Below are 21,912 nucleotides of genomic sequence, written 5' to 3'. Positions count from 1 at the left end.
ATAGCTTATTAATCCAGTAATATTTCCCAAAACTAGCTCCTAGCTAGGTAAGGATTTCAGATTTCCCCATAGAGTGTTATAATAAGTCTATAGTTTCACATTTGATTCACACAATCTTTAAAATTATATAATTGAAAATTAACAGCTGTTTTTGATAAGCTTTCCCGTAGTTACTTTATAAAAACAGGTAGTGGGGCATAGTAACATGGCTGAACCCAATATTTTGTATAGTCCTATGGCGTTTCCATTTGAGTTATGAACAAAGCACCCTTTTGAAATAATACTTTCAGCTAGTTTTACGTTCACGACTCATTTATAAACTTCATCTATAAAATAGATACTATTCTACTATATAGATAGTTTTGATAAAACCAGCAACACCATTAGCGTTATCTAAAATAATAGAGACCTATAAAGCTTAGCTATCTATTAATTATCTGCCTTGATCAAGAGATTTCTTATGCAAAAATCAACACTTAAAGAACTATCTAAGATTACAGCAGTAGTGGAATTTATGGAGCTATTTAAATTAGAGGTTTATCTGGTTTATTCTCTAGGGAGAATAATGGCATTTAATTTATAAAATTATTATCTGGATAATAATTTTATAAATTGCGTTTAATGTTTTTTTAAAAAAAGCTTGAATAACCATCTTTATTTAAGGGGATTGTTAGTAGAGTTGTAATCAAAAATCAAAAAGGTACCCTCCCAGGTATATTATAAAATTGACGATTGCTAAGATGGTATGAGGAGTCCAACCAGTGAGTCTGATAGTTTTGATAGCTATATGAATAGAACCAATAAAATGGAATGCTCAGCAGGAGCTACCCTAAGTGTTAGGACTAATTATTGCCTACTACAAAAGGTCAGATTAATTTAGTTTTTCTGTCTGTATTCTTAGAGAGAATAGCGCCTAAGCACGTCTGTCTAACCTACTGCTCTATTGAGATTAATAGCTTTTGGTATATTCGCTGTTGCTTCAGTCCATAAGCATCAACAGACAAAGCAGATTGACTATCTAGTCATCAAGGCTATAACGTCGAAAGTTAAACCAAACTCTTTGAATTAGTAAAGTGAAAATTTTTCTCTTAAAGGTGAAAATTCAAACACTAAAGTATCTAGGATAATTAGACACCAGTTGCTAAGTAACTGATAGATATAACTAACTAGATATAGGTGTTTCGTGTAGGAATTGTAAAAAGCGATGCATCGCTTGTCCACCTGTCAAAGGTTAACTTGACAGACTACTCGCTCTACCAATAACATTCATGCGCATATTAATCTACTCCTATAATTATCATCCTGAACCGATAGGCATTGCCCCATTAATGACGGAACTGGCAGAAGGTTTGGTCAAGGCAGGACATGAAGTACGAGTCCTCACTAGTATGCCCAACTATCCCCAGCGCTCTATCTATGATAAATATCAAGGCAAGTACTATCTGACTGAAGAAAGAAAGGGAGTAATAATTCAACGCTCCTATGTCTGGATTCGACCAAAGCCTGGTGTAGTGACACGGATACTACTAGATGGTAGCTTCGTCGTGACCAGTTTGATTCAGGCTTTCCGGGGCTGGCGACCTGATGTGATTCTACTGACAGTACCGTCGCTGCCGGTTAGTGTGCCAGCTGCTTTACTTGGTTGGTTGTACAACTGCCCAGTATTACTGAATTTACAGGATATTTTGCCAGAAGCTGCTGTACAGGTTGGTCTAATTAGAAACAAACTAGCTATCCGTATCTTTGAAGCTTTAGAGAAGTTTGCCTACCACAGTGCTCATACAATCACTGTTATTTCTGAGGGATTCGTTGACAATTTAGTAAGTAAAGGAGTACCATTAGACAAAATTACCTGTATCCCCAACTGGGCGAATGTTAATTTTATCCGTCCCTTACCCAAAGAAGGCAATTCCTTTCGCACTGCTTACCATCTTGATGGCAAGTTTGTAGTACTCTATTCCGGTAATATTGCCTTGACTCAGGGACTCGAAACAGTAGTGAAGGCGGCTAATCTGGTCAGGCATATTCCAGAAATTGTCTTCGTCATTGTTGGAGAATCTAAGGCTCTACAGCAGCTACAGCAAGACTGTCAGACTTGCAATGCTAGTAATATCAAGCTTTTACCTTTCCAACCCCGAGAGAAGTTACCAGAAATGTTGGCAGCAGCAGATATAGGTTTAGTTGTGCAAAAGCGTAACGTTGTTTCCTTTAATATGCCCTCAAAAATTCAAGTGCTATTGGCTTGCGGACGACCGATCATTGCTTCTGTGCCTTTGAATGGAACTGCAGCGCGAGTTGTTCGACAAAGTGGTGGTGGTGTAGTGGTACCACCACAACAGTCCCAGGCTTTAGCATCTGCAATTGTCGAATTGTATGAAAATCCTGAGCAGGGGGTATCTCTAGGTCAACAAGGTAGAAAATTTGCTCTGAAGCACTTCGCCTATCAAAACGCTCTCAACTCCTATGAAGCACTATTAACTCAAATTACTAAGAAACCTAACCATAATTCACTGATTGAATTACAGCAGTTTTCAGATTGATAACCTAGGTCAGAGCAGATACACCAAATCAGATCCTGTCCCGTGGTACGTGGTAATTTTCACCGATACTACCGGACTGGATATCATAACCCAATTTAGAACTTCCATATATTTAGATGTTTTCCCCTTTGCCTTTTACACCCAAGCCTTTTGACTTATTTCGTGCTGCGTCCAAGAGTAAACGTTGCTCAGCACGGGTAATTGCCTGGTAAGTCGCTTCCACATCTTTAACATCAACAGAAATCGAAGTAATTCCCCACTGCACCAACAGATCAATCAATTCCGGATCCTGAACCGTAGCTTGACCACAAATTGAGCAAGGAATACCAGCTTCTTTTGCCATTTCGATTAATTGCTGAATTGCTTGTTTGACCACTGGATGGCACCCTGCCATCAGTGTTTCCAACTGCCTCTGTTCCCGATCAGCTCCTAGTAAAAGTTGCGTCAAATCATTAGTACCAATAGAAATTCCTTGAACACCTGCCTTAACATAGTCTGGTAGCAGAAACAACACAGATGGCACTTCTGCCATAATCCAAAGTTGAAAATCAGGATTATCAGTAAGTCCTACCTGTTCTACCCGACGGCGGCAAAAGGTAAACTCTTCCACAGTACGTACAAAGGGCAAAATCAGCCGTAAATTCCTGCAGCCGTAAGCATAAACCTCCTGTAAAGCTGCCAGTTCCAAATCAAAGCTAGCTGGGTCACTCAGATAGCGACGAGTGCCACGTAGACCAAGCATCGGGTTAACTTCTGCTTCCGTTACCAGGTGATCCCCACTCAGGGATGGAAATTCATGGGAGCGCCAATCCGTGGAGCGATAAAATACAGGACGTGGTGCCAAGGTAACCGTAAATTGAACAATTAACTGAGCCAAGCGTTCTACCAACTCACGCTCATGGCCCTGTCTGTGCCACTGACTGGGGTGCAGATTATTCAAAATCTCCAACATCATCACTTCTGAACGCAATAACCCCACTCCATCCACTGGCAAACCCACAATTTTTTCTAGGGAGTCCGGCTGGCTAAGATTAACCAATAATTGAGTAGCAATGGGGAAAGTATTTTGAAAGTTAGAAGGTTGAAAATTGACTTTTGCTTCCCTTTTTCTGAATCCTGAGCCATGCAACTTTTCAACCGGAAACCCTTGCTTTGTTCCTAGCCGATAAACTTCCCCCTGTCCCCCATCCACGAGTAGAGACTCGCCAGTTTCTATGATTTGGGTAATACCAGCCGCACCCACAACACAGGGAATACCAAGTTCTCTAGCAATAATCCCAGCATGACTAGTTATCCCTCCTTGTTCAGTAATAATAGCGGCTACGTGCTTGAGCCCAGGTAGCCAGTCAGGAGAAACACTTTGGGCAACCAAAATTCTACCAGATACAATTGCTGAGACGTTTTTGCCCTCACCCGATATCACATGAGCAGTGGCTGTAACTCTTCCTGGTGCTGCGGGTAATCCTCTCACAAGCATAGGCGTGATGGATGGGTTGACAGTGTGTTCACTAAAGTTGCTCCCAATGGAGTCCGATGAGGCTTCAAGCACATTGGGTCGGCTACCCACTTGTACAGACGTAAACAGCTGGCCGTAGGAAGTAGTAGAACCAACAGAGTAAGCTAGTTTGGAAGCATGATGTGACGGTTCAACCCTCAACTGGCTAGCATCCCACTTTTGCCCAGTTTGAGGACTAAATTTCGTAATTTGTAACTCTGGTTCTGAGTTTTCTGAGGTTTGCCATAGTGTCCACTCTAGAGAAAAGGTAGGACTAATATCAGCCACTAGACGCTGGCTGATAGTAATTAGTTCTTGGAGGTATTTATCCTTTAGGGTGTACTGTTTTTGTTGCTCCTCACTGAGTAGATAGGCTTGCACAGTGTTCTCAGTTCGTGATAATGAGTCTGGTTCCAGACACAATCCATAGGCACGGGTTTTACGACCCAGTCGTGAGGCTAGAACAATACCAGTTTCGATCTCAATTTGGTAATAATCTGGCACTACTTCCCCCTTCGCCAATGCAGTACCTAACCCCCAAGTCGCTTGGATGTAACCCTCACCTTGGTTAATCTGGAGTGTACCAGAAGCGATCGCATCCCACATTGGTTGTATCAAGACTCCCAAATTGAGCTGCTGGAGACCAATACTATGCCGTTGCCAGTAAAATAGACTTCTAGCGCGAAATAGTTCTGCCCAAACCTGTTTTAAAGACACTTCCATTGCTAGTGGTTGCCTAGGGCAAATATAGGATCCCAAAATTTTATCTGGTAAGGTTGAAAAAATCTGGGGTTGATCTAATCTTGCCACTCCAGTTTCCCCAGTATCCTCTTCCATTCCCGACCTTGGTGATGTCATGGATAAGGAAGGGTGAAAAATTGCTGCTGGGGCGAGTGTAGTTTCTGATATTTCCGATAGGGTTGATGCCAACACCGAAGCTAAAGTCGCCCCTTGAATTTTGTGACGAATTTGCTGAGCCACTTGCTGTAGCTGGCGAGGATTGTCTACATCTACGTAAAGATAAGAAGAAGGTAAATCAGCTAACAGGGGTTCAGACTCACCTATAATTGCGATAAATTCCCACAATGCCTTTGCACTCACCACAAAGCCAGGTACAACCGGATAATCCCGTTGCAAGAGCTGACTTAAGTTAAAGGCTTCATTGCCCACGAAGGGATACTCTGAAGGTTGAATCAGATCAAGAGAGTAAAGATTATCCACAAATCGCCGCCTAATCCTGTTATTGCTCCGGGATTTTGGCATCATATCTCGAAGGCATCATATCTCTTACCATTAATCACGTCCTATTCACATAAATCGTTAATTAAAAATTGAGTCTCAACCAAGAATGATAAGTAGTCAACTGGACATGATATGATTAATCCTTCCTGTGCTTTGCATCACGGTCTTAGAGGCAGAAAACGGTAAAAATACTGAGGGATTCTCATTGTCAGTCTTGGCATCTTGAGAAATATAATGCCAAATAAATCCCCAAAATTATGTTACAGGGAATTGAGACCCTTAAAAAGGGTCTATTAAGTCTTTTTCTGAAATCGAACTGTCCCCTATGTGAGCGCCCTGCCACTGATGAATTGTGTGATTATTGCGAGCAGCAGTTACTCCGCTGCCAACTTGACAAAAATCAATTTTTATGTAATCAAAATCTCCCACTATTTGTCTGGGGCAATTACGGTGGTCCATTAAAACGAGTACTCGCTGCCCTGAAATATGAAAACCAACCCCAGCTAGCACATCCCTTGGGCCATTGGCTGGGTAAAGCTTGGTTAAAATCCTCAGCCACCCCTAGCCAAAAGCAAAAATTAATAGTAGTTCCCATTCCCATGCACCCTACAAAACAGCAACAAAGAGGTTACAACCAGGCAGAGCTGATTGCCCAAAGTTTTTGTGAATTAACTGGTTACAAACAAGCACCACTGGGTTTAGAAAGAGTCCGGGCAACTCAACCTCAGTTTAGTTTATCTGTCCAAGAGCGAGCGCAAAACTTAGCAGATGCCTTTATTATTGGTAAACACTTTCTCAGACATCATAGCACCTCACCCGTACTAATCCTAGATGATATCTACACTAGCGGAGCTACAGTCCAATCAGCCACCACTACCCTGAGAAAGCATGGAATAACCGTACATGGGTCAGTTGCGATCGGCGTAGCCGCGCCAAAGGCGATCGCAACATCTATACCATCGGTAAAGTAATGACAACATGTTGGTCAGTTGATGATGGGGTGATCGGGTGATGGGATAATAGGGTGATCGGGTGATTAAAATTTATAGATTTTCCGTCAAATTTGATTACTGAAGCAATGCTCTAGAAACAAGAAAGCCTGACAGTACCAAAGTTCTCAGTCACAGAGTCTTACTGAGCAGTAAGTACTAACTGCTCAGTACTTACTGGTTTGAAATGCTTCACAATTTGCTGGGGATTCCCAATAACTACCACGCCGGGAGGGACAGACTTACGAACCACGCTGCCTAAACCTACTACACTATTTTCCCCAATGTGTACCCCTTTCATCACCGTAGCTCTAGCTCCAATCCAGACATTTCGCTCAATCACAATCTCAGCTGAAACCTTTGGTCCTGGAGGACAGTGACGCAAATGGGGTTGTAGGTTATGGTAATCGCTATCAGCAAGAAAGCAGTCAGAAATTAGACATTCATCTCCCACAGTAATTGAGCACTCGCAACCTATACAAGACCCATTAAGTAGTACATTTGAACCAATATTGACCTCACCAGAACCATAGATAAATACCTCTTTACCCAAGCGAGAACCTGAGCCAATCACTACCTTAACACTACCTGCTACCTTAAGAGAGCCTTTGATCTGCACTCCTTTGGCAAGGGTTAGATTGGGGTATCGAAACTGATAGTATAAACGCTTAGCCTCAAAATAAAGATTAGCGAGAAATTTGAGAAATGGGTGATTAATCTGCTGCATGACACGAAATTGGTGAATCAAAAGAACTAGTACTTTGTCAACCTAGTTTTGAGAGTTAGAGCAAGCTGTTAGGTGTTAATTTTTAGTGTAATGGTGTTCGATTAAGTGGAGTAAGGCTTCGGTGAATCTTTTTCACTAAATCTTTTTCAGTTCTGTTGTCTAATACTTCTGGTAATTAATACCTAGTGCTATCATGCCTAATCGCTAATCCCTAATCACTAATTACTCAAACGCAGTAACACAAGAGAGTAAGGATTCAATCTCACCGATGAGTACTTCAGTAGCCTTGTTGCTAGGGTTCTGCTCTTGACACCGTTGGCATCTAAAGAAAACATGGGTAGCCTTCGAGTCTTGGCCACATCGAGTGTTCCCTCAATCCTGATTCTGGCAAGTTTGGCTGATTTATTGATCAACAATAGCGATCGCTGTTCATTGGACTGCTCTATTGCCATAGCCTCCACAAACTTATGGCCGCTCTCGGTATACATCACCTTCCCAGTCAGGTACTTGATCGCCCAGCCAAATACAGTTGCAGCTGGTCGCAGATTATTCATGTGGTCGATCATGCCGTAATACATATCCTTGAGATGCCAGGAGGTCGCCATGTCAATTCCAGCGTCAGCTAAATGTTTGAATACTGAAGCAAACCAAACCGCTCCGATATGGGAATTCTGACGATTTTCACCAGAATTCCATGAGTAGTTGATGTTATATTCTCCCAAGAACAATGGTACTTTTCGGTCCGGAATGTATTTTTCTGCTATTTTGCGAAAATTCTCCACCTGCGTCCTATACTCTGGTGTGTAGGACATCAGTTTGTCTGTGGACTCCTTGGCATTCCCACTACCGTAACGGTGCCAGGAAATGAAATCTACATTCGAAGCACATTTCTTCAGAAAATCTTCTAGTCGGTTAGGTTCATCCCAAGTCAAGACTGGTCCTCCCACCTTGATTGAGGGGTCTACAGCTTTCATTGCCCGTGCCACTTTGTTGTAGATCACCCACAGCTGATTCAACTTACCCGCTTTTTGATAAGGCACATCTTGTTCATTTAAAGGTTCCCAGTACCTAATCTGTCGTTGCTGGCGTCGATTGAGAATCTCCACCAGTTGAGCACAGAAGGTAGCATAGTTGTCATACTCCTTTCTCGACAGTAGACCACGCCGATTTGTAGCCATCCAACTAGGCCAGCGGGGAATGTTTTGGATAATGGTAGGCTTTTGGGGATAAGAGGCATCGTAGCAGGCTTTAATTTTTTCCTCGTCCCAGGTTTTGGTAGCTTGGTTAGTCCAACGTTCGCATAGATCGATATGGTGAATACGAATTAACCTCATATCCAGTTCCGCCAGATGCTTCTGGAAATCCGAGTCTGATGCCTTTTCCGGAATAGTAATTTCGTAGTCGTTGGAGCCAAAGGTGAAGGGTGTAGTTTGTGCGACTTGGTTTCTCCAATCCACCCTAACTTTAGTGTTAATTGACTTTCTGGACAACCACAAATTTTGTATTGGTGATGCTCTTACCGAATTAGTAGCGCTTTCCTCCTCAAAGAGTCTTGGTAAGAGGAATGCGATCGCAGCGCCAGATACTGCTAGCTGGAGTAATGTTCTACGTTTCATCGCTTATGACTTCACTAAACTATCACTGGATCTGTACAAGTAGGGTTTGGACTTAGTTTCTACCCCATTCACCACCAAACCCAACAGTTGAGCATTGTGCTGAGCCAGTTGTTCCAAGCTGTCACTGACAAAGTCACGCTTACTAATCTCAGGTCGAACAACAAACAACAAATTACGGATGACAGCAGCCATCAGGGCAGTTTCACTGGTCATACTGACCGGAGCACTGTCAATCAAAACATAGTCATAGTCACCCGATTCCTCCGCAGTAGCTAGGCTCTGCTCAAATTTCCCCTGAGTCACCAGCTCCACAATTTTGCCTTTTTTGTGGGAGGTAGGGAGTAAGTCAAGACTCGGTTGAATCTTTACCGGCTGTCCAGGTTTGAGGGGGTCATGGTGATGACCCAAGCGCTGAGAAAGGGTGGCCTGTCGGAAATCTCCATCTACTACCAAGACCCGAAACCCTAAATCTACCAGAGCTCTCGCCAATCCCAGAGTGACAGTAGTTTTGCCTTCTGAGACCATCGCGCTAGTAATCAAGATGCGACGGTCCTCTCCAGAGCGTAAGCTAATCACCGATGCTAGTCGCTGAAACTCTACATCCGTTTCTGTACCCAGCTCTAATCCCATACCAGCGTGTCTCAGATGAGGGATATTGACCACCATCGGGAACTTGATTGCCTTTAGATCTTTCGGGCTCAGCAGTGGGTTGCGCCGTTCTAGCAGCAATACCAGCGCTATACTACCCACTGCCGATGCCAGAAAACCATTAGCTATGATTAACAACTTCTTCGGACCAGCAGGCTTCTCGTCAACAGTGGGAGGGTCAAGCACCTGTACATTGGGATAAGCACTAAAGGCATCAAGATTGACTTGCTCCATTTGAGCAACTAAACCGTTATAGACTCCAGCAGCCACATCGTACTGTCGCTTTAGTTCCAGCAGCCTAGACTGATGGACAGGAATCACCGTTAAAGTACTTTTAATCTGGTCAATCTGCTGCTGTAATTGCTCAGCCTGTTGTTGTTGACCACTAGCAGCACTTTCCGCCAGAATCAGTTGCTGGATTAACATTGCTCTTCCTTGAGCACTATCAGTTAGCGTCGGGTCTACTAACGTATCACCAGCTGCTAGAAAGATGTACTGCTGAATCTGCTGCTGCAACTCCTCACGTTGTAGCAGCAGATTTTGGATCTCCGGATGAGCATAGGTATAAGTAGTTTGAGCTTTGACCAAAGTCGCTTCCAATTCAGTCAACTGCTGCCGCACAAACTGGTAATCCCGGTTTTCTGCTAGACCTAGAGACCGGATTGCTTGCTTAGGAGTAAGACCCAAACGAGTCGATAGGATTTGAAGCTGATGTTGACTAGCTTGAGCTTGAGCTTGAGCCTGAGCTTGGCTAATACTCAGATCAGTAATTGCCCTCACCAGTCCTTCAGTTTGGGCTTTGCTATTCACTAAACCAGAGGATTCCTGAAACTTTGCTAATGCCTCCTGAGACTGATCCAATTTTTGTTTAGCTCGCTCCAGCGCTTTCTTATTGAACTCAACCCTAGTGGTACCATCCGCTTGACGCAGTTCATTCAGACGCTCCTGATACGCACTGATTAGTGCTTTGACTCGATCTCTTGCTAATTTTGGACTATCCCCAGTGGCATTCAACCAGATCGTAGTCGATTCCTGGTCAGGAGATACCGCGAACAACTTCTTGTATTGAACCAGCCTTTGAAAATCCGTTTTCTCTGGGTCAGACTCCAACAAGCGCCTCATCAAAGCATCACTGTTTAGAATCGATGCCTGCATATTCAGAGGATGACTCTTAGTCGCCAATTTAGAATCCCCCTTAGTTAATGACCCAAGGGTTCCTAAACTAGCTTGTAACTTCCCTGTTTCCGGTAGAATTAGCTGTGCTTTAGCAATCCAAAAAGGCTTTAATAAAGAAAAGGCTCCAAAGCTAGCTGCCAGCACCAACGAATTAAAAACTAATAAAATTGTCCAATGTCTATTCAGAATCGCAGCTACTTTTTTCATAATATATATTCCTGATAATTACAATCTTAATTGTATAAAATATAAATTTATATCAATTCACCAATCCCAATAATCTAAATAAACGTTTTTATAAATAATCAAAAATAAATAAATTTATTTATATAAATCAAAGTCTAATTTTTTGGAATTTTAAATTTTTAATTTTTGATTTTCAAGTTCTGTCAGATAACTGCTCCCATCGAGAGACAAACTGCTCATTTCGCTGTATTTCGGCAATAATTGCCCCTAACCAGACCCAAAAATACCACAAATACACTGCCATCCAGGTCAAGGGTGTTCCGTTGAGAAGCATGTACAAAGCCACCAGACTGGCAAATGCCCACTGGCAATTATGGTTACCACGAATCGCTGGAGTCCAAGTACTCCAAAGGGTTGAACCTAGAGCAGCTAAGAAAAAGATAAAACCAATGATGCCGTGCAAATAAAGAACTGAGGCGTAAGTTGAAAAGGAACCCAAAACAATGTCGTAGATATACCATTTGACGGAGCCTTGTATAATTCCCCATCCCATCCAGGGGCGTTGTTGCCAAGCCTCAAGGGTTTTACTAACCACCAGTTCCCGGTCTTTAGAGGATTCGGCACGAGCACTATTGAAGATTTCTAGGGGCTTTTTCACTAAATCACTTAAGGTCAAACCTCCTAAAATAGCACAAAGTAATGAGCTTAATGAACCAATCCATAAAGAACCTTGACGAGCCAAATTGCTCCGGAAACAAGCTGTAATCACCAATGCGATCACAAAGGAAACCCAGGATAAACGACTAAAACTAATTAGCAAAGCCGTTAAACAACCCGCTACAGATATTTGACGTAAGCGGCGGTTTTCTTCACCCAAGCAGATGAAAAAACTTAGAATCGAACACACCCCTACAATCGGGGGGTCTGGGGTGTAAAGAACTGTCCTGGGTAACGGGATACCAAAAAAAGGTTGTAAGTCAGCAAATGTAACTAGCAAACTCAGAGCACCGCCGGGAATCAGACGCGCTAAGGGCGGTAGAAAAGGTTCTTTGCCTAATCCCACTACCAGCATGACCATCTCAATGGCGATAGTCACTAAATATCCTGTTGCCATCCAAGCTACAGCACGGGTGACCACCTTAACCCTGATGACATGCCAAAACGGTAGGAGCAGTGCGGCAACAATTAAACAGTAGCTTTTGAAAAAAGTTACGAAGGTAGCAGCAATTTTCTGCAAGGCAAACCCTACGTCATTGAGACCAAACGTAGCAGTCCAGACCATGACTAGAGCCATACCTAACCAAGCCCAGATACAAGCAGGTATCGATACCCTAGTGAGTTTGTCGATATCAAAGTTTACTCCTAACAAACCAACAACTACCGCTGGGTAGAAGAGTGTTTGTATTCCCAACAACCACCAGAGCGGTGTTAGCACAATCACCCAGTAAATAACTTTTTCTGGAAATGACATGGCACCCAGTTTAAAGTTTCTGGTCTGGAAATATGGTATGCTAGAGGTCATAGTTAACAGTCCATACTTTGATGTTTTAGAGCACGTTCATTATATGAGAGTGATTCAAATCTGCTAGCTTCGTTCGTTTATAGTGTTGTTTTGGCTGTTATTTGTCTTTTTTTATTTGTATTGATATACCCTCCGGTGCGCTTGACCCATTAAGAATTTAATTCGCCACGGGTCGCACCGCAAGGTTTTGCCGTTTCCATAACAGTATTGTTTGATAAGGTTTATCATACTTATGAGGTACAGTCAATTTTATTCCCCCCTGATTAAGGAAGAGGGGATTCCTACTCCCTACTCCCTACAATCCATGACTTTTTCCATCACTCAAGTGATAACTGCTATATATGAGCAGCCACAATAACATTGTGCCTATTTAATGCCTTAATTTAGATTAGAGAAATTACCGATTAAACAGTACATTCGCTTAACCTAACCTTCAGTAAATTTACTGAATTATTAGCTTATAACTGACTTTTACCTAACTTTGTCAGCTGATTAGCCAATTTCCCTAGTAGAGACTGGTAACTTAAAAATTGTTTGGCAGCGATCAGGCGCATACAGACGATATAGAGACTCATAAATAGGAAGGGCTTCAGGATTGTTGGTAACCCTAGACAACTCACAATTGCTAGCAGTACAATCACAGCAGCTTTAAAGCACGGTAGTAAAAACTTAATCAATGGCCAACCTAGTGCTCCGCAAGCTACCCACCACCAGTAAACTGTCCAAACAATTCCTAGCACGAAAGTAACTGCAATTCCCACCCCAAGTATTCCTGCTTGCTCAGCACCAATGATAAAGCTCAAGAACGCTACGGGAGCAATCATAAGGTTAACCTTGGCGTTAATCCCAGTTCTGCCTTTTGCTGCAAGCATATTAATCAGTGAATTATTGATCAGCCTAAAGTAAGCAAACACCAGTAACCAGGGAATTACCTGGCAGGCTGGCACCCACTTCTGGCCAAATATCATAGAGATGACCTGATCGTCTACCACTAAAAAAAATAAGGCGTATAGAGGAGCCCCCAGGAAAGCCATTTGTTCAACCATTGTGACTAGAACACTTTGCTGCTCTTCGTCATTCTCTAACTGTGCGAATCAAGACATTCCTACCTGATTAATCACCTCACCCATTACAGTGTTAATGGTCTGGGTCAATTGGTAAGCAAAGTTGTAGTATCCCAAATTAGTATTACCCAGCAGTTTACCAATTACAAAGTTGTCACCATTGGCATTTACATAAAATCCCAAACTGGAAACAGTGGCACCAAAACAGAACGACAAGACTTCTGAGCTAGCCTGTGGATCAATCTGTAAGCGGAATTTGTGTTCTACATGACGACGACTAATCCAATACTCTATAAACCAAAAAGCAGCATCTCCCACCACAAATGACCAATAGCTCAAACCGATAAAGGCGCAACCAGTGGTAGAGACTACTCGCACGAACGAGGCGATTATGGTAGCATTGGCTATTTACCGATACCTCATCTGTCTAGTGAGTACTCCCTGATAAACAGACTGGATAGAAGCCACCAGCAGATTAAAGGCGAACACGACCAGAATCCAGACCAGCTCTGGTACACCGAAAAAGTTAGCCGCTAGGGGGGATATCGCCACCATTGCCACTGCCAACATCAATCCCCTGGCAATAGCAATTGTGTATGTTGTATTTAAATAACGCTGGTCTTCAATGCCCTTGTAGACAATAAAAGAGTTGATGGTGCCTTGGGTGAACAAATTTAGGAAAGACCAAAAAATATAGGCAACGCTGATCACCCCAAATTCAGATGGCAACAGCAACCTAGCTAGTATCAGGTTACTTAGCAATACCAGCAGACGTGTCCCGAGGGCTCCGTATGTTGTCCAGAACCCACTTGTGAGTAACGAGCTGAGTTTCATTAGGTTAGCAAGGTTTGGAAGGGACAAAAGACTTGCATGTACAAGGCTTGCAGGTCAAAGGCCAATGACCAATGACTCATGACTAATACAAAATTTTTAGTTGTTTGCTGTGTATTCTGCGGAGCCAAGTGATCCCTTAATCACCAGCTTGGCTAGTGGTGCCAGACTTACAGCTACGAGCGTCAGAAGCGATCGCGGATCGCGATAGAAGATTGAACTATTGGCAGCTAACGCTTGGTTGATAAAGTGAACAGCTTTAGCTGCATCACCAGCAGTTAAAGATAATCGAGCTAGGTAGCGATACATATAAGCGTAAGCCGTCGGCAATACTTTCTCTACCAATTCTGGAGACCGTTCATAAGCTGATTTAATTACCTGTTCATGAGAATGCTGCATTTGTGCTATGTTAAAAGAAAGTCCAAAAGGACGAACTCGGTAGCAACACAGGATTTGTGGCTCCCGATGAAAACGCCAGCGTCCCGTAGCGGCAATTCTTAACCAGAAATCTATATCTTCTGAACTGCGTAACCCTTCGTCAAATTCCCCGACTTCATCCACTAGACAGCTTCGGAATACACCATTAGAACCATGACCAATGAAATTCTTGTACAGTAGGGCGCTTGAGTGGGTCAGACATAACTGGCTTACCACTCAGACGCATGATCGTGGGACTTCCATCATCACGGATTGCTTGTGAAGCACTGTAGACAACCCCTACTTCTGGTTCCCGATCCAGTACAGCCACATGCTTAGCTAGTTTGTCCGGCTTGTAGACATCATCTGCATCAAGTAGAGCGATGTAGCTAGCACGAGCATGACGGATGCCATAGTTACGAGCCGATGAGAGTCCTCCATTGGACTTCTGCAATAACTGAAAGCGTGAATCCCGCCGACAAAACGGTTTAACGAGTTCAGCGGTATCATCAGTAGAGCCGTCGTCAACAATCAGGACTTCAAATTCTCGATAAGACTGACGCTCAAGAGAGACTAGCGCTTCCCAAATGTAAGAGCGAACGTTATAAGCAGGAACGACAACACTGACTTTTGCTGAAGTAATCATTCAAAACTCCTATTTCTAATATCAATTTCATTTATTCAAACTACAAATGATGAAGTGATGGGGTGATGAGGTGAGAAATATATTTCTCAATCTCTCATTCCCCAGTCAAATCCTACTGACTTATTTTCGTTGAATTCGACTATATATAGCTAAACCAAATAGATCATGAAATCCAATCCTGATTTCTCATAAAACAAAAAAAACAAGCATTTTTTTTCTACTGTTGTTTGTTGCTTGTTGCCTGTTGCCTTTTCCCATCAATCCTAGTTTCACATCTCATTTGAAAACGCTATATAATTAAATCCTATTAATTATTGAAAATATTTTTCGAAAAAACTCGTTTTTTTATAGTATTATTTAAGTCAGTAAAATCTAGTAAAATTTCAGTATAATTGCGGTATAAATAATAGATATAAAATACATAATTTTGCGATTTTTTTTAAAAAATTGCCTTTTGCTTGCCTCCCTTGATCAGGGCAGGGCTATAACATTGCTCATGAATAAATTGTAAATTAAATCGGGTGAAAGCTAGCTGGGGTAATGGAGAGAAGGTTTTTTTCAGGTTAACAATACCTTTTTATTAGCAAAAATCTCCCTATCTCCCTATCTCCCTATCTCCCTATCTCCCTATCTCCCCAGAAATCCATTTTAGTCCGACAATGAAACAGCCCTGCTTGATCAGGTCGGTAATGCTGGGATTGCTTTTAGCTTTTGCCTTCATCAATCACTTGATAAACTGTTGCGCATTTACATTGGATATTATTCAGTCAGAAAAAAAACCGTCAAACCCTCTCCACTGCTCCCCTGCTATCAGAACAATAGAATTTAAATAAAGACTAGCTTACCAATTTGGGAAATTACGGCTGCACATCAACTTCATATCCTCATCACCCCATCGCCCCATCGCCCCATCGCTCCATCTGCATATGTAGTCTAGCTTTGAAGAATTGGTATGACTTTATGACACACATTATGCACTACATTGTGTAGTTCTAAAAGATTACGAATTTTGAGGATTTTGCAATGGGGCTTACGCCGCCGCCTGAAGGGCTAATCACAAATCCCTGGCTAAACCTGAGTATTTATACTTATGCTGAAAAGTCAGGATGAGCATTACATATATTACTTAATGTAATACAAATTGAAGTTTGTTCAAAAATAAACGGTGCTACATTAAGTAGTGTTAAAAAATCACCCATCCTTGCTCCAAGCAGATGGAATAAAAATTCACAAAAATTTACATAACTATAAAAACTTTGGTTCGACTAGTGATAAGCATTGGGTTATCCCCAAATGGGCTGATAAGGGACACGCTGATAGCGTCCGTCAAAAGCTCAGTCCCAAATTCGGTCACCTTCCCTGGTTTATCGAGATTTGCGGCTATAATGAAAAGGCGGTGAGGGGGGACCCAGAGATGAGGAGTGTGTATGAAAATTTGTTTCAACACTGGCAACTATGCAATTAAAATGCACAACAGCTTAATTGCACAACTTAATTGCACAACCCAAGTAGGAGGTTAGTCACCTTAATGTCTATGTTATCATAAAAGGTGAGTATAGGTATCGGTTGCAGTTTTTGTTTTCAGTGTTGACAGGTTTCTTCTGTTTCATATTGCTAAGCATGCCTCCGAAATTTCTATCTCTACATAAATCAAATTTTGGAGATATTGTATGTCTGTCTACGTTGGTAACCTTGCACGTGAGGTGACAGAAGAGGATCTGAAATCTGTGTTTGAAGAATATGGCCAAATCAAGCGAATTCACATGCCCACCGATCGCGAAACAGGTCGCTTAAGGGGCTTTGCTTTTGTGGAAATGAACACAGAGGAGGAAGAAGCAAAGGCCATTGAAGAGCTTGATCGAGCTGAATGGATGGGGCGCGAGCTCAAAGTCAATAAAGCCAAGCCTCGGGAAAAAAGAAACTCATTTGGGGGCAATCGCGGCAGAGGTGATAACTTCGGTGCTCGTCGCTACTAAGCTCGCTTTGATCTAAATCAAAACCCAATTCTCTGGTCTGAGGACAGGGCAGGGGTTTTACCCCTGTCAAGTTCTACGCTGCGCGTCAGAATTTAGGGAGTAATCCTGGTAGGGTAAAGCAAACCCGAACTATAGTTGAAAGATACTAGTGTGCTTAGGATTGCTGTCTATAAGTGGATTGAAGGCATCTTAAACTCTTTGATTCAGACAAGTATGGACTTTTAAGACCTAGAGTAGGAAAACCCACATAGGTAGTGTTCAGATCGAGAATCACACTAGTTGTAGTGTGTGAGTTAACCAAAAATATCATTAATTCGGTATTGCTGAATCAAGGAATGAATATGAGTGGGGTCGGCATCCTGGCTGCCCGAAAATATTGAGAAGGGGCAAGATGCCCATTCCAAAAAACTCTTCAAATCATTCCATTATTAAGCAAAGCCATTAATTCCACGGCTCATAGCTAAAGTCAGTTTTAAGCGATATATTGTAGCAAACTCTGCAGGCTGAAGCGTGGAAATAAACCATCACAGTTCCCTTGACAAGGAGTAAGGAAAAAATAAGGATTTGAGAGCTTGCTTTTGGCAGGCTAAATTCGGATTTCCTTGCCATAGACGAGTGCAGGCTATCCAGGTGCAATATTATGATTTTTAACGGACTTGAGATATGAGCCATTCGTTTTAAAAACTGGCCGGATGCCAACACCTTCCGTCAGTTGTAGGAGTTTTGTCAGTCAATCAGAGGTTTGCCCTGTCCTGTTCTTATGGGATGAATGATGACTTGTTATTCGACCACGGAAGCGATCAAAACAGGAGGACATTGAATGACCCAAGTGGTGGTTGGTGAAAATGAGCACTTAGAATCAGCCCTACGTCGATTTAAGCGAAAAGTCTCCCAAGCTGGCATCTTTGCTGATATGAAAAAGAATCGTCATTTTGAGACATTTGCACAAAAACGCAAACGTAAAGAAATTGCGAGACATCGGGAACGTCGAAGACTCCGAAACCGTAGAAGACGGTTCTAGCAGGGTAGATTCCTATATTAATTTTTTAGATCCACTCCGGTAGCATCGTTATTGTAAGGCGTGGGTAATAGGTAAGAGGTAATGGGTAATTGGCAATTGCGATTACTCCTGTACCATTACCGATTACCCCTTGCCTATTTCTGTTACCGATTACCCAAAACAACCTTCGATTATGAACACTACAAATGACAAACAACAAAAGCGGACTTGATATGACCTGATTTTTTGCTCAAGTTGTTAATGGCTGAGGATTCTTAGTCAGTAAATTTCGCAACCAGCGTCGAGTATTGGGAGAGAGTAGCCACAAACCTATATCCATAGGTAGGGGTTTGCCATGGCGAATGGCTTACCAGAGAAGGGGAAAAAATGCGTTCCACTCACCAGCAAAGGCGGCTCTTGAACTTACCTCTGTCAAGATAAAGGATGCGTAAGCACGGGGTGTGACTAAGTCTTGTACTTTTTGAATCCAGTTTAATGAATTCCGCCATTTAGTAGTGCTACTAATACTAGGACGGTTTTATCCTAAATACCACACTGACAATGGTTCAGTCACAAACTCAATTCCTACCTCTTCCAAAGTAGTGGCCCGTAACAGCCAGTCCCAATCTTCGTGAACCTCACCGCTTCTCCTGGGGGGGATTTTTTGCAATAACTCTTTGGATGTAAAAATAGTTGAACCTTGAATTACTGCTTCTCCCTGGAATAAGGTATTGCGAACAAATAGATATTAACTCATTGGTTCTAATTTAGAGGGAATTATTCTCGGCCAAATCGAATCGTCTTGGGGAGTCCGAGCAATTAGGTAACAGCTGACAATGGGGTATTTGTATTGGGAACAATTAGCAGCTTCCAGTTGCAGTTCTAGTTTTTGGGGCATCCATTCGTCATCATCATCTAGATGAGCAATCCATGGGGCTTGAGCCGCAGCAACCCCCACCCTACGAGCGGCGGTGCAACCTTGATTGGTGGGCAGTTCAATCACTCTTAGCCTGGAGTCATCCACTTCTGCAAGTGAGGCACAAGTAGCTTCATTCGGACCATCTATAACAACAATGACTTCAATTTGACTAAGGGTTTGAGCTAGAGCGCAACAGCTCGTTTAACTAATTTTGGTCTGCGATAGGTAGGTATTACGACACTAACTAAGGGTTTCAAGGTTATATCCTCCTGATGATATGTGAACTGAAAACTTTATGCTGATTATAAATCCTATGATTGGCAATTTTTTTTTAAAAAATAACCAGTTTCAGGGACTGATTAGCATTACTACCCATATTTGGGTAGTTAGGGGGGCGAAACCAACTAAAATTCGTAATTCCTTTTAGGAAGAAATATTAGCTAACAGCCTCTTTATATAGCCCCTACGCCAATAGGATGATTTGAATGAACTGAATAATTTCTAAAATCTCACTCAATACTAGTAGAGGGATATCAGTGGGAGGTTTAGCAATATAGCAAGTCTTATACCCATGAGGTACAAATCTCTGGTTTTTAGGGAGCAGGGAGCAGGGAGCAGGGAGCAGGGAAGAATGAAGAGGGAAGAGGGAAGAGGGAAGAGGGAAGAGGGAAGAGGGAAAAAATAATGTGTACCTCATAGCTATGATAAACGCTATATACCGTTTATCGTTAATATTTCCAAAACTTTCAGAATGCTCAATATCTCCCAGTTTTTCGGCTTCATAAAGAGTGGGATTTTTGATAACTCTATACAAAGGTTGAGTGGCAATTTTTTTGAGGGGCTTAATGAAGGGATAGTTTTGGAGAAATTTCTGGTATTGACTAATGAATTATAAAGCACCCTTTTGGATAAGTAGGGCTTTTATTCTATCCTGTAAGCTGAGGTCATGTTCATCAAGCAATGGCTTAACCTCTTGTCCTATACAAGCATACTTATTAACACTGCCATGGGGAGCGGCATGGATAAACTCCAACAATGGCAAGCATAGCTTTACTAGATTTTTGTAATATTTCGGCTTGCCTAAATCAATTAGATAACTAGACAATCAATTCTTTGTTTATGATTTTTTGCCGCCTGCTTAAGTGTTTCACAATAGTATCCGTTGATTTCTATATCTTTTCTAAAATTTTTAAGCAATGTAGATAGATAATATTGCATGGTTCCATTCCCTAATATATCTACTATGGCTATTTATTGATCATTGAAATAAAAATAAGTTTTATGTAATTTTAAAAAAATAATTCAGATTTTTATAACTGTCTAATCTCACTATTTAAGACTTCATATAAATTATTAAATAGGATAGAATATTCTTTAGTTTTAACCTTTTGATGACTATCTAAAAAACCAGCCATTTGAATTTATTGCTGATATTGCTTAGGGTCAATATCAATTCGCTCTAAAAACTGTGAAACTGTTAAGATACCCGTTCCACTCGCTAAAAAATCCATCGCTACATCGTTTAATTCAAAGATGCTAGGAATATTGAGAGCTCCTCTTGAGGCATACATATATTCTGCCCTTGGACTATTATCTCTATATCCGGCTAGCAGGTAATAAACCTTATGCATGATATAACCATCACGGGATAAGAATAAAATTTTGTCTATGCCATCTTTAGTGGTTGCATCTAGCAACCAATTCATGAAACTAAAAAAAAGGATTCCAACATTCTTAAACCCGAAGTTATACCAAAATTACTCTTCGTAACTAGTTTGATTATCCTGAGTATCACAATAATACTGATTGATAATGGTTGCTAGATAAAATGAACTGTCAAGAGATTGTTTTTGTTAACAAGCTGATGAAACTTTTCCTTTTGGAACCAATAATTTTTGATAGCTATATGTATTTTTTTTTATTAAAAAAAATACTAAGCCATTGGCTTTGGCATTTAAAATATCAGACTGATAATTATCACCAATGTGAAGGATATATTCTGGGTTACATCCTAGCTTTTCAACAACATATCCATAAATATCTCCTCTAAATTTAGTTTTGCCTATAGTAGAGGATAAAAATAGCTTTTCACTATCATCATAGCCTGCCGAATGAATAATTTTATTGATCACCGATAGGGGGAGATACATATCTTAGATAAAAATAATCTGTTTATAAATTTTTCGGCAATAGTTATAGACCGAAAAAATAAATTCATTACGTCTGCAAACATCCCCTTCGGTTTGTATTTCAATTTTTTTAGTATTTGTGCGCTTTGGTCATTAAGTCCAAAATCTTCTACCAAACACTCAAATATGGTATCCAAGGTAACTTCTGAGAGGATATATGAAAAGTTTTTTGATACTGAATTTTGCCCCCCTAGCCCCCCAAATTTGGGGGAAGAGTCAATTTGCTTCTAAAAGTCCCCCGAGCGAGGGATTGCTCGCTCGGGGGATTTAGGGGGCTTGGATGTAGCAAATGATACTTCTCAGACAACCTCTGAGACCTGTTCTCGTCTCCAGAGTTTGTCCCTAGATTTTTTTTATGCTTTTTGTCTAAGCTTAGGATAATTTGGTAATAACTCGGAATGACAATAATCATATTGCTTTTGAACCAGTGTAAAGACATCACTTTGCTCTAAAACATTGCGTATAATTGCGGTATCAAAGATATCAAATGATACGTATTGGGATGTATTGATGATCTTGGCTAGTGTGTGATCCATCTGACCTATATTGAAACTAAGCTCCTAAAAACCCACCTAATCCAGTGTTGGGTTTGCCTTGCCATATCTATGTGTTCCTAACTACTCTGATTTTGCTATTCAAGGGAAAAGTAAGGATAGATAAGCAGTTAATGGGACTAGGGCGTGTCTGCAAACTGCTATACTGAAGTAAAATGATTCAGGTATTGTGATG

General features: G+C 41.5%; 15 protein-coding genes and 2 pseudogenes. 5 read left to right on the top strand and 12 right to left on the bottom strand.

Annotated elements, in window-relative coordinates; translation table 11 throughout:
• Nucleotides 1–1,268 precede the first annotated feature (1,268 nt).
• On the top strand, nucleotides 1,269–2,540 hold the full coding sequence (locus BJP37_RS18620; RefSeq protein ID WP_075900952.1) for a glycosyltransferase family 4 protein: 1,272 nt from the start codon (nucleotides 1,269–1,271) through the stop codon (nucleotides 2,538–2,540).
• Nucleotides 2,541–2,652: 112 nt separating this feature from the next.
• On the opposite strand, the gene BJP37_RS18615 is transcribed toward BJP37_RS18620, so the two are convergent.
• Complete coding sequence (locus tag BJP37_RS18615) at nucleotides 2,653–5,301, bottom strand: putative PEP-binding protein (RefSeq protein WP_229415361.1); 2,649 nt, start codon at nucleotides 5,299–5,301, stop codon at nucleotides 2,653–2,655.
• Nucleotides 5,302–5,534: 233 nt separating this feature from the next.
• Here BJP37_RS18615 and BJP37_RS18610 point away from each other — a divergent pair, with 233 nt between their 5' ends.
• Nucleotides 5,535–6,248, top strand: a complete 714-nt coding sequence (locus BJP37_RS18610; protein ID WP_075900950.1) for a ComF family protein — start codon at nucleotides 5,535–5,537, stop codon at nucleotides 6,246–6,248.
• A gap of 160 nt (nucleotides 6,249–6,408) precedes the next feature.
• On the opposite strand, the gene BJP37_RS18605 is transcribed toward BJP37_RS18610, so the two are convergent.
• The 4 genes from BJP37_RS18605 to BJP37_RS18590 form a co-directional block, all read right to left on the bottom strand.
• Complete coding sequence (locus BJP37_RS18605; RefSeq protein WP_075900948.1) at nucleotides 6,409–6,993, bottom strand: acyltransferase; 585 nt, start codon at nucleotides 6,991–6,993, stop codon at nucleotides 6,409–6,411.
• A gap of 218 nt (nucleotides 6,994–7,211) precedes the next feature.
• A complete protein-coding gene (locus tag BJP37_RS18600; protein ID WP_075900946.1) occupies nucleotides 7,212–8,609 on the bottom strand; it encodes a GH39 family glycosyl hydrolase in 1,398 nt (465 codons plus the stop codon).
• Nucleotides 8,610–8,612: 3 nt separating this feature from the next.
• Nucleotides 8,613–10,640, bottom strand: a complete 2,028-nt coding sequence (locus BJP37_RS18595; RefSeq protein ID WP_075900944.1) for a GumC family protein — start codon at nucleotides 10,638–10,640, stop codon at nucleotides 8,613–8,615.
• A 172-nt stretch (nucleotides 10,641–10,812) separates the two neighbouring features.
• A complete protein-coding gene (locus BJP37_RS18590) occupies nucleotides 10,813–12,141 on the bottom strand; it encodes an O-antigen ligase family protein (RefSeq protein WP_075900943.1) in 1,329 nt (442 codons plus the stop codon).
• A 232-nt stretch (nucleotides 12,142–12,373) separates the two neighbouring features.
• On the opposite strand from BJP37_RS18590, the gene BJP37_RS43680 reads away from it, so the two are divergent.
• Nucleotides 12,374–12,499, top strand: a complete 126-nt coding sequence (locus tag BJP37_RS43680) for a hypothetical protein (protein WP_269087025.1) — start codon at nucleotides 12,374–12,376, stop codon at nucleotides 12,497–12,499.
• A gap of 100 nt (nucleotides 12,500–12,599) precedes the next feature.
• Here the strand turns inward: BJP37_RS43680 and BJP37_RS41260 are convergent, their stop codons facing one another.
• The 3 genes and pseudogenes from BJP37_RS41260 to BJP37_RS45100 form a co-directional block, all read right to left on the bottom strand.
• The gene (locus tag BJP37_RS41260; RefSeq protein ID WP_198954104.1) at nucleotides 12,600–13,187 is read right to left on the bottom strand and encodes an MATE family efflux transporter; all 588 of its coding nucleotides are present in this window, start codon (nucleotides 13,185–13,187) and stop codon (nucleotides 12,600–12,602) included.
• 48 nt (nucleotides 13,188–13,235) lie between these two features.
• Nucleotides 13,236–14,039, bottom strand: a pseudogene (locus BJP37_RS42685) (oligosaccharide flippase family protein).
• 96 nt (nucleotides 14,040–14,135) lie between these two features.
• Nucleotides 14,136–15,099, bottom strand: a pseudogene (locus BJP37_RS45100) (glycosyltransferase family 2 protein).
• A gap of 1,670 nt (nucleotides 15,100–16,769) precedes the next feature.
• Here BJP37_RS45100 and rbp point away from each other — a divergent pair.
• Nucleotides 16,770–17,075, top strand: coding sequence for an RNA-binding regulator (gene rbp / locus BJP37_RS18570; protein WP_075900939.1), 306 nt, complete (start codon nucleotides 16,770–16,772; stop codon nucleotides 17,073–17,075).
• An 820-nt stretch (nucleotides 17,076–17,895) separates the two neighbouring features.
• Nucleotides 17,896–18,096 (top strand): 30S ribosomal protein S21, encoded by a 201-nt coding sequence (gene rpsU / locus BJP37_RS18565; protein WP_070394310.1) that lies wholly within the window; start codon nucleotides 17,896–17,898, stop codon nucleotides 18,094–18,096.
• Between the two features lie 727 nt (nucleotides 18,097–18,823).
• On the opposite strand, the gene BJP37_RS41245 is transcribed toward rpsU, so the two are convergent.
• The 4 genes from BJP37_RS41245 to BJP37_RS18545 all read right to left on the bottom strand — a co-directional run bounded on the left by BJP37_RS41245 (nucleotide 18,824) and on the right by BJP37_RS18545 (nucleotide 21,126).
• Entirely contained in the window at nucleotides 18,824–19,141 is a 318-nt protein-coding gene (locus BJP37_RS41245; protein ID WP_229415583.1) for a glycosyltransferase, read from the bottom strand.
• A 742-nt stretch (nucleotides 19,142–19,883) separates the two neighbouring features.
• Complete coding sequence (locus tag BJP37_RS18555; protein ID WP_075900937.1) at nucleotides 19,884–20,099, bottom strand: hypothetical protein; 216 nt, start codon at nucleotides 20,097–20,099, stop codon at nucleotides 19,884–19,886.
• Nucleotides 20,100–20,415: 316 nt separating this feature from the next.
• Nucleotides 20,416–20,700 carry a hypothetical protein gene (locus tag BJP37_RS18550; RefSeq protein ID WP_070394311.1) on the bottom strand — a complete coding sequence of 95 codons (285 nt, stop codon included), beginning with the start codon at nucleotides 20,698–20,700 and terminating at the stop codon, nucleotides 20,416–20,418.
• Nucleotides 20,701–20,847: 147 nt separating this feature from the next.
• On the bottom strand, nucleotides 20,848–21,126 hold the full coding sequence (locus BJP37_RS18545) for an HAD-IA family hydrolase (RefSeq protein WP_158069655.1): 279 nt from the start codon (nucleotides 21,124–21,126) through the stop codon (nucleotides 20,848–20,850).
• Between the last annotated feature and the right edge of the window lie 786 nt (nucleotides 21,127–21,912).

The organism is Moorena bouillonii PNG (assembly GCF_001942495.1).
In the GTDB taxonomy this organism is placed as follows: Bacteria; Cyanobacteriota; Cyanobacteriia; order Cyanobacteriales; family Coleofasciculaceae; genus Moorena; species Moorena bouillonii.
This window is presented reverse-complemented; position numbering and strand designations above follow the sequence as displayed.

Excerpts from the sequence above, each read along its gene's own strand:
- BJP37_RS18620 (WP_075900952.1), top strand. The coding sequence starts at position 1,269 with ATGCGCATATTAATCTACTCCTATAATTATCATCCTGAACCGATAGGC.
- BJP37_RS18615 (WP_229415361.1), bottom strand. The coding sequence starts at position 5,301 with ATGATGCCAAAATCCCGGAGCAATAACAGGATTAGGCGGCGATTTGTG.
- BJP37_RS18610 (WP_075900950.1), top strand. The coding sequence starts at position 5,535 with ATGTTACAGGGAATTGAGACCCTTAAAAAGGGTCTATTAAGTCTTTTT.
- BJP37_RS18605 (WP_075900948.1), bottom strand. The coding sequence starts at position 6,993 with ATGCAGCAGATTAATCACCCATTTCTCAAATTTCTCGCTAATCTTTAT.
- BJP37_RS18600 (WP_075900946.1), bottom strand. The coding sequence starts at position 8,609 with ATGAAACGTAGAACATTACTCCAGCTAGCAGTATCTGGCGCTGCGATC.
- BJP37_RS18595 (WP_075900944.1), bottom strand. The coding sequence starts at position 10,640 with ATGAAAAAAGTAGCTGCGATTCTGAATAGACATTGGACAATTTTATTA.
- BJP37_RS18590 (WP_075900943.1), bottom strand. The coding sequence starts at position 12,141 with ATGACCTCTAGCATACCATATTTCCAGACCAGAAACTTTAAACTGGGT.
- BJP37_RS43680 (WP_269087025.1), top strand. The coding sequence starts at position 12,374 with ATGAGGTACAGTCAATTTTATTCCCCCCTGATTAAGGAAGAGGGGATT.
- BJP37_RS41260 (WP_198954104.1), bottom strand. The coding sequence starts at position 13,187 with ATGGTTGAACAAATGGCTTTCCTGGGGGCTCCTCTATACGCCTTATTT.
- rbp (WP_075900939.1), top strand. The coding sequence starts at position 16,770 with ATGTCTGTCTACGTTGGTAACCTTGCACGTGAGGTGACAGAAGAGGAT.
- rpsU (WP_070394310.1), top strand. The coding sequence starts at position 17,896 with ATGACCCAAGTGGTGGTTGGTGAAAATGAGCACTTAGAATCAGCCCTA.
- BJP37_RS18550 (WP_070394311.1), bottom strand. The coding sequence starts at position 20,700 with ATGAATTGGTTGCTAGATGCAACCACTAAAGATGGCATAGACAAAATT.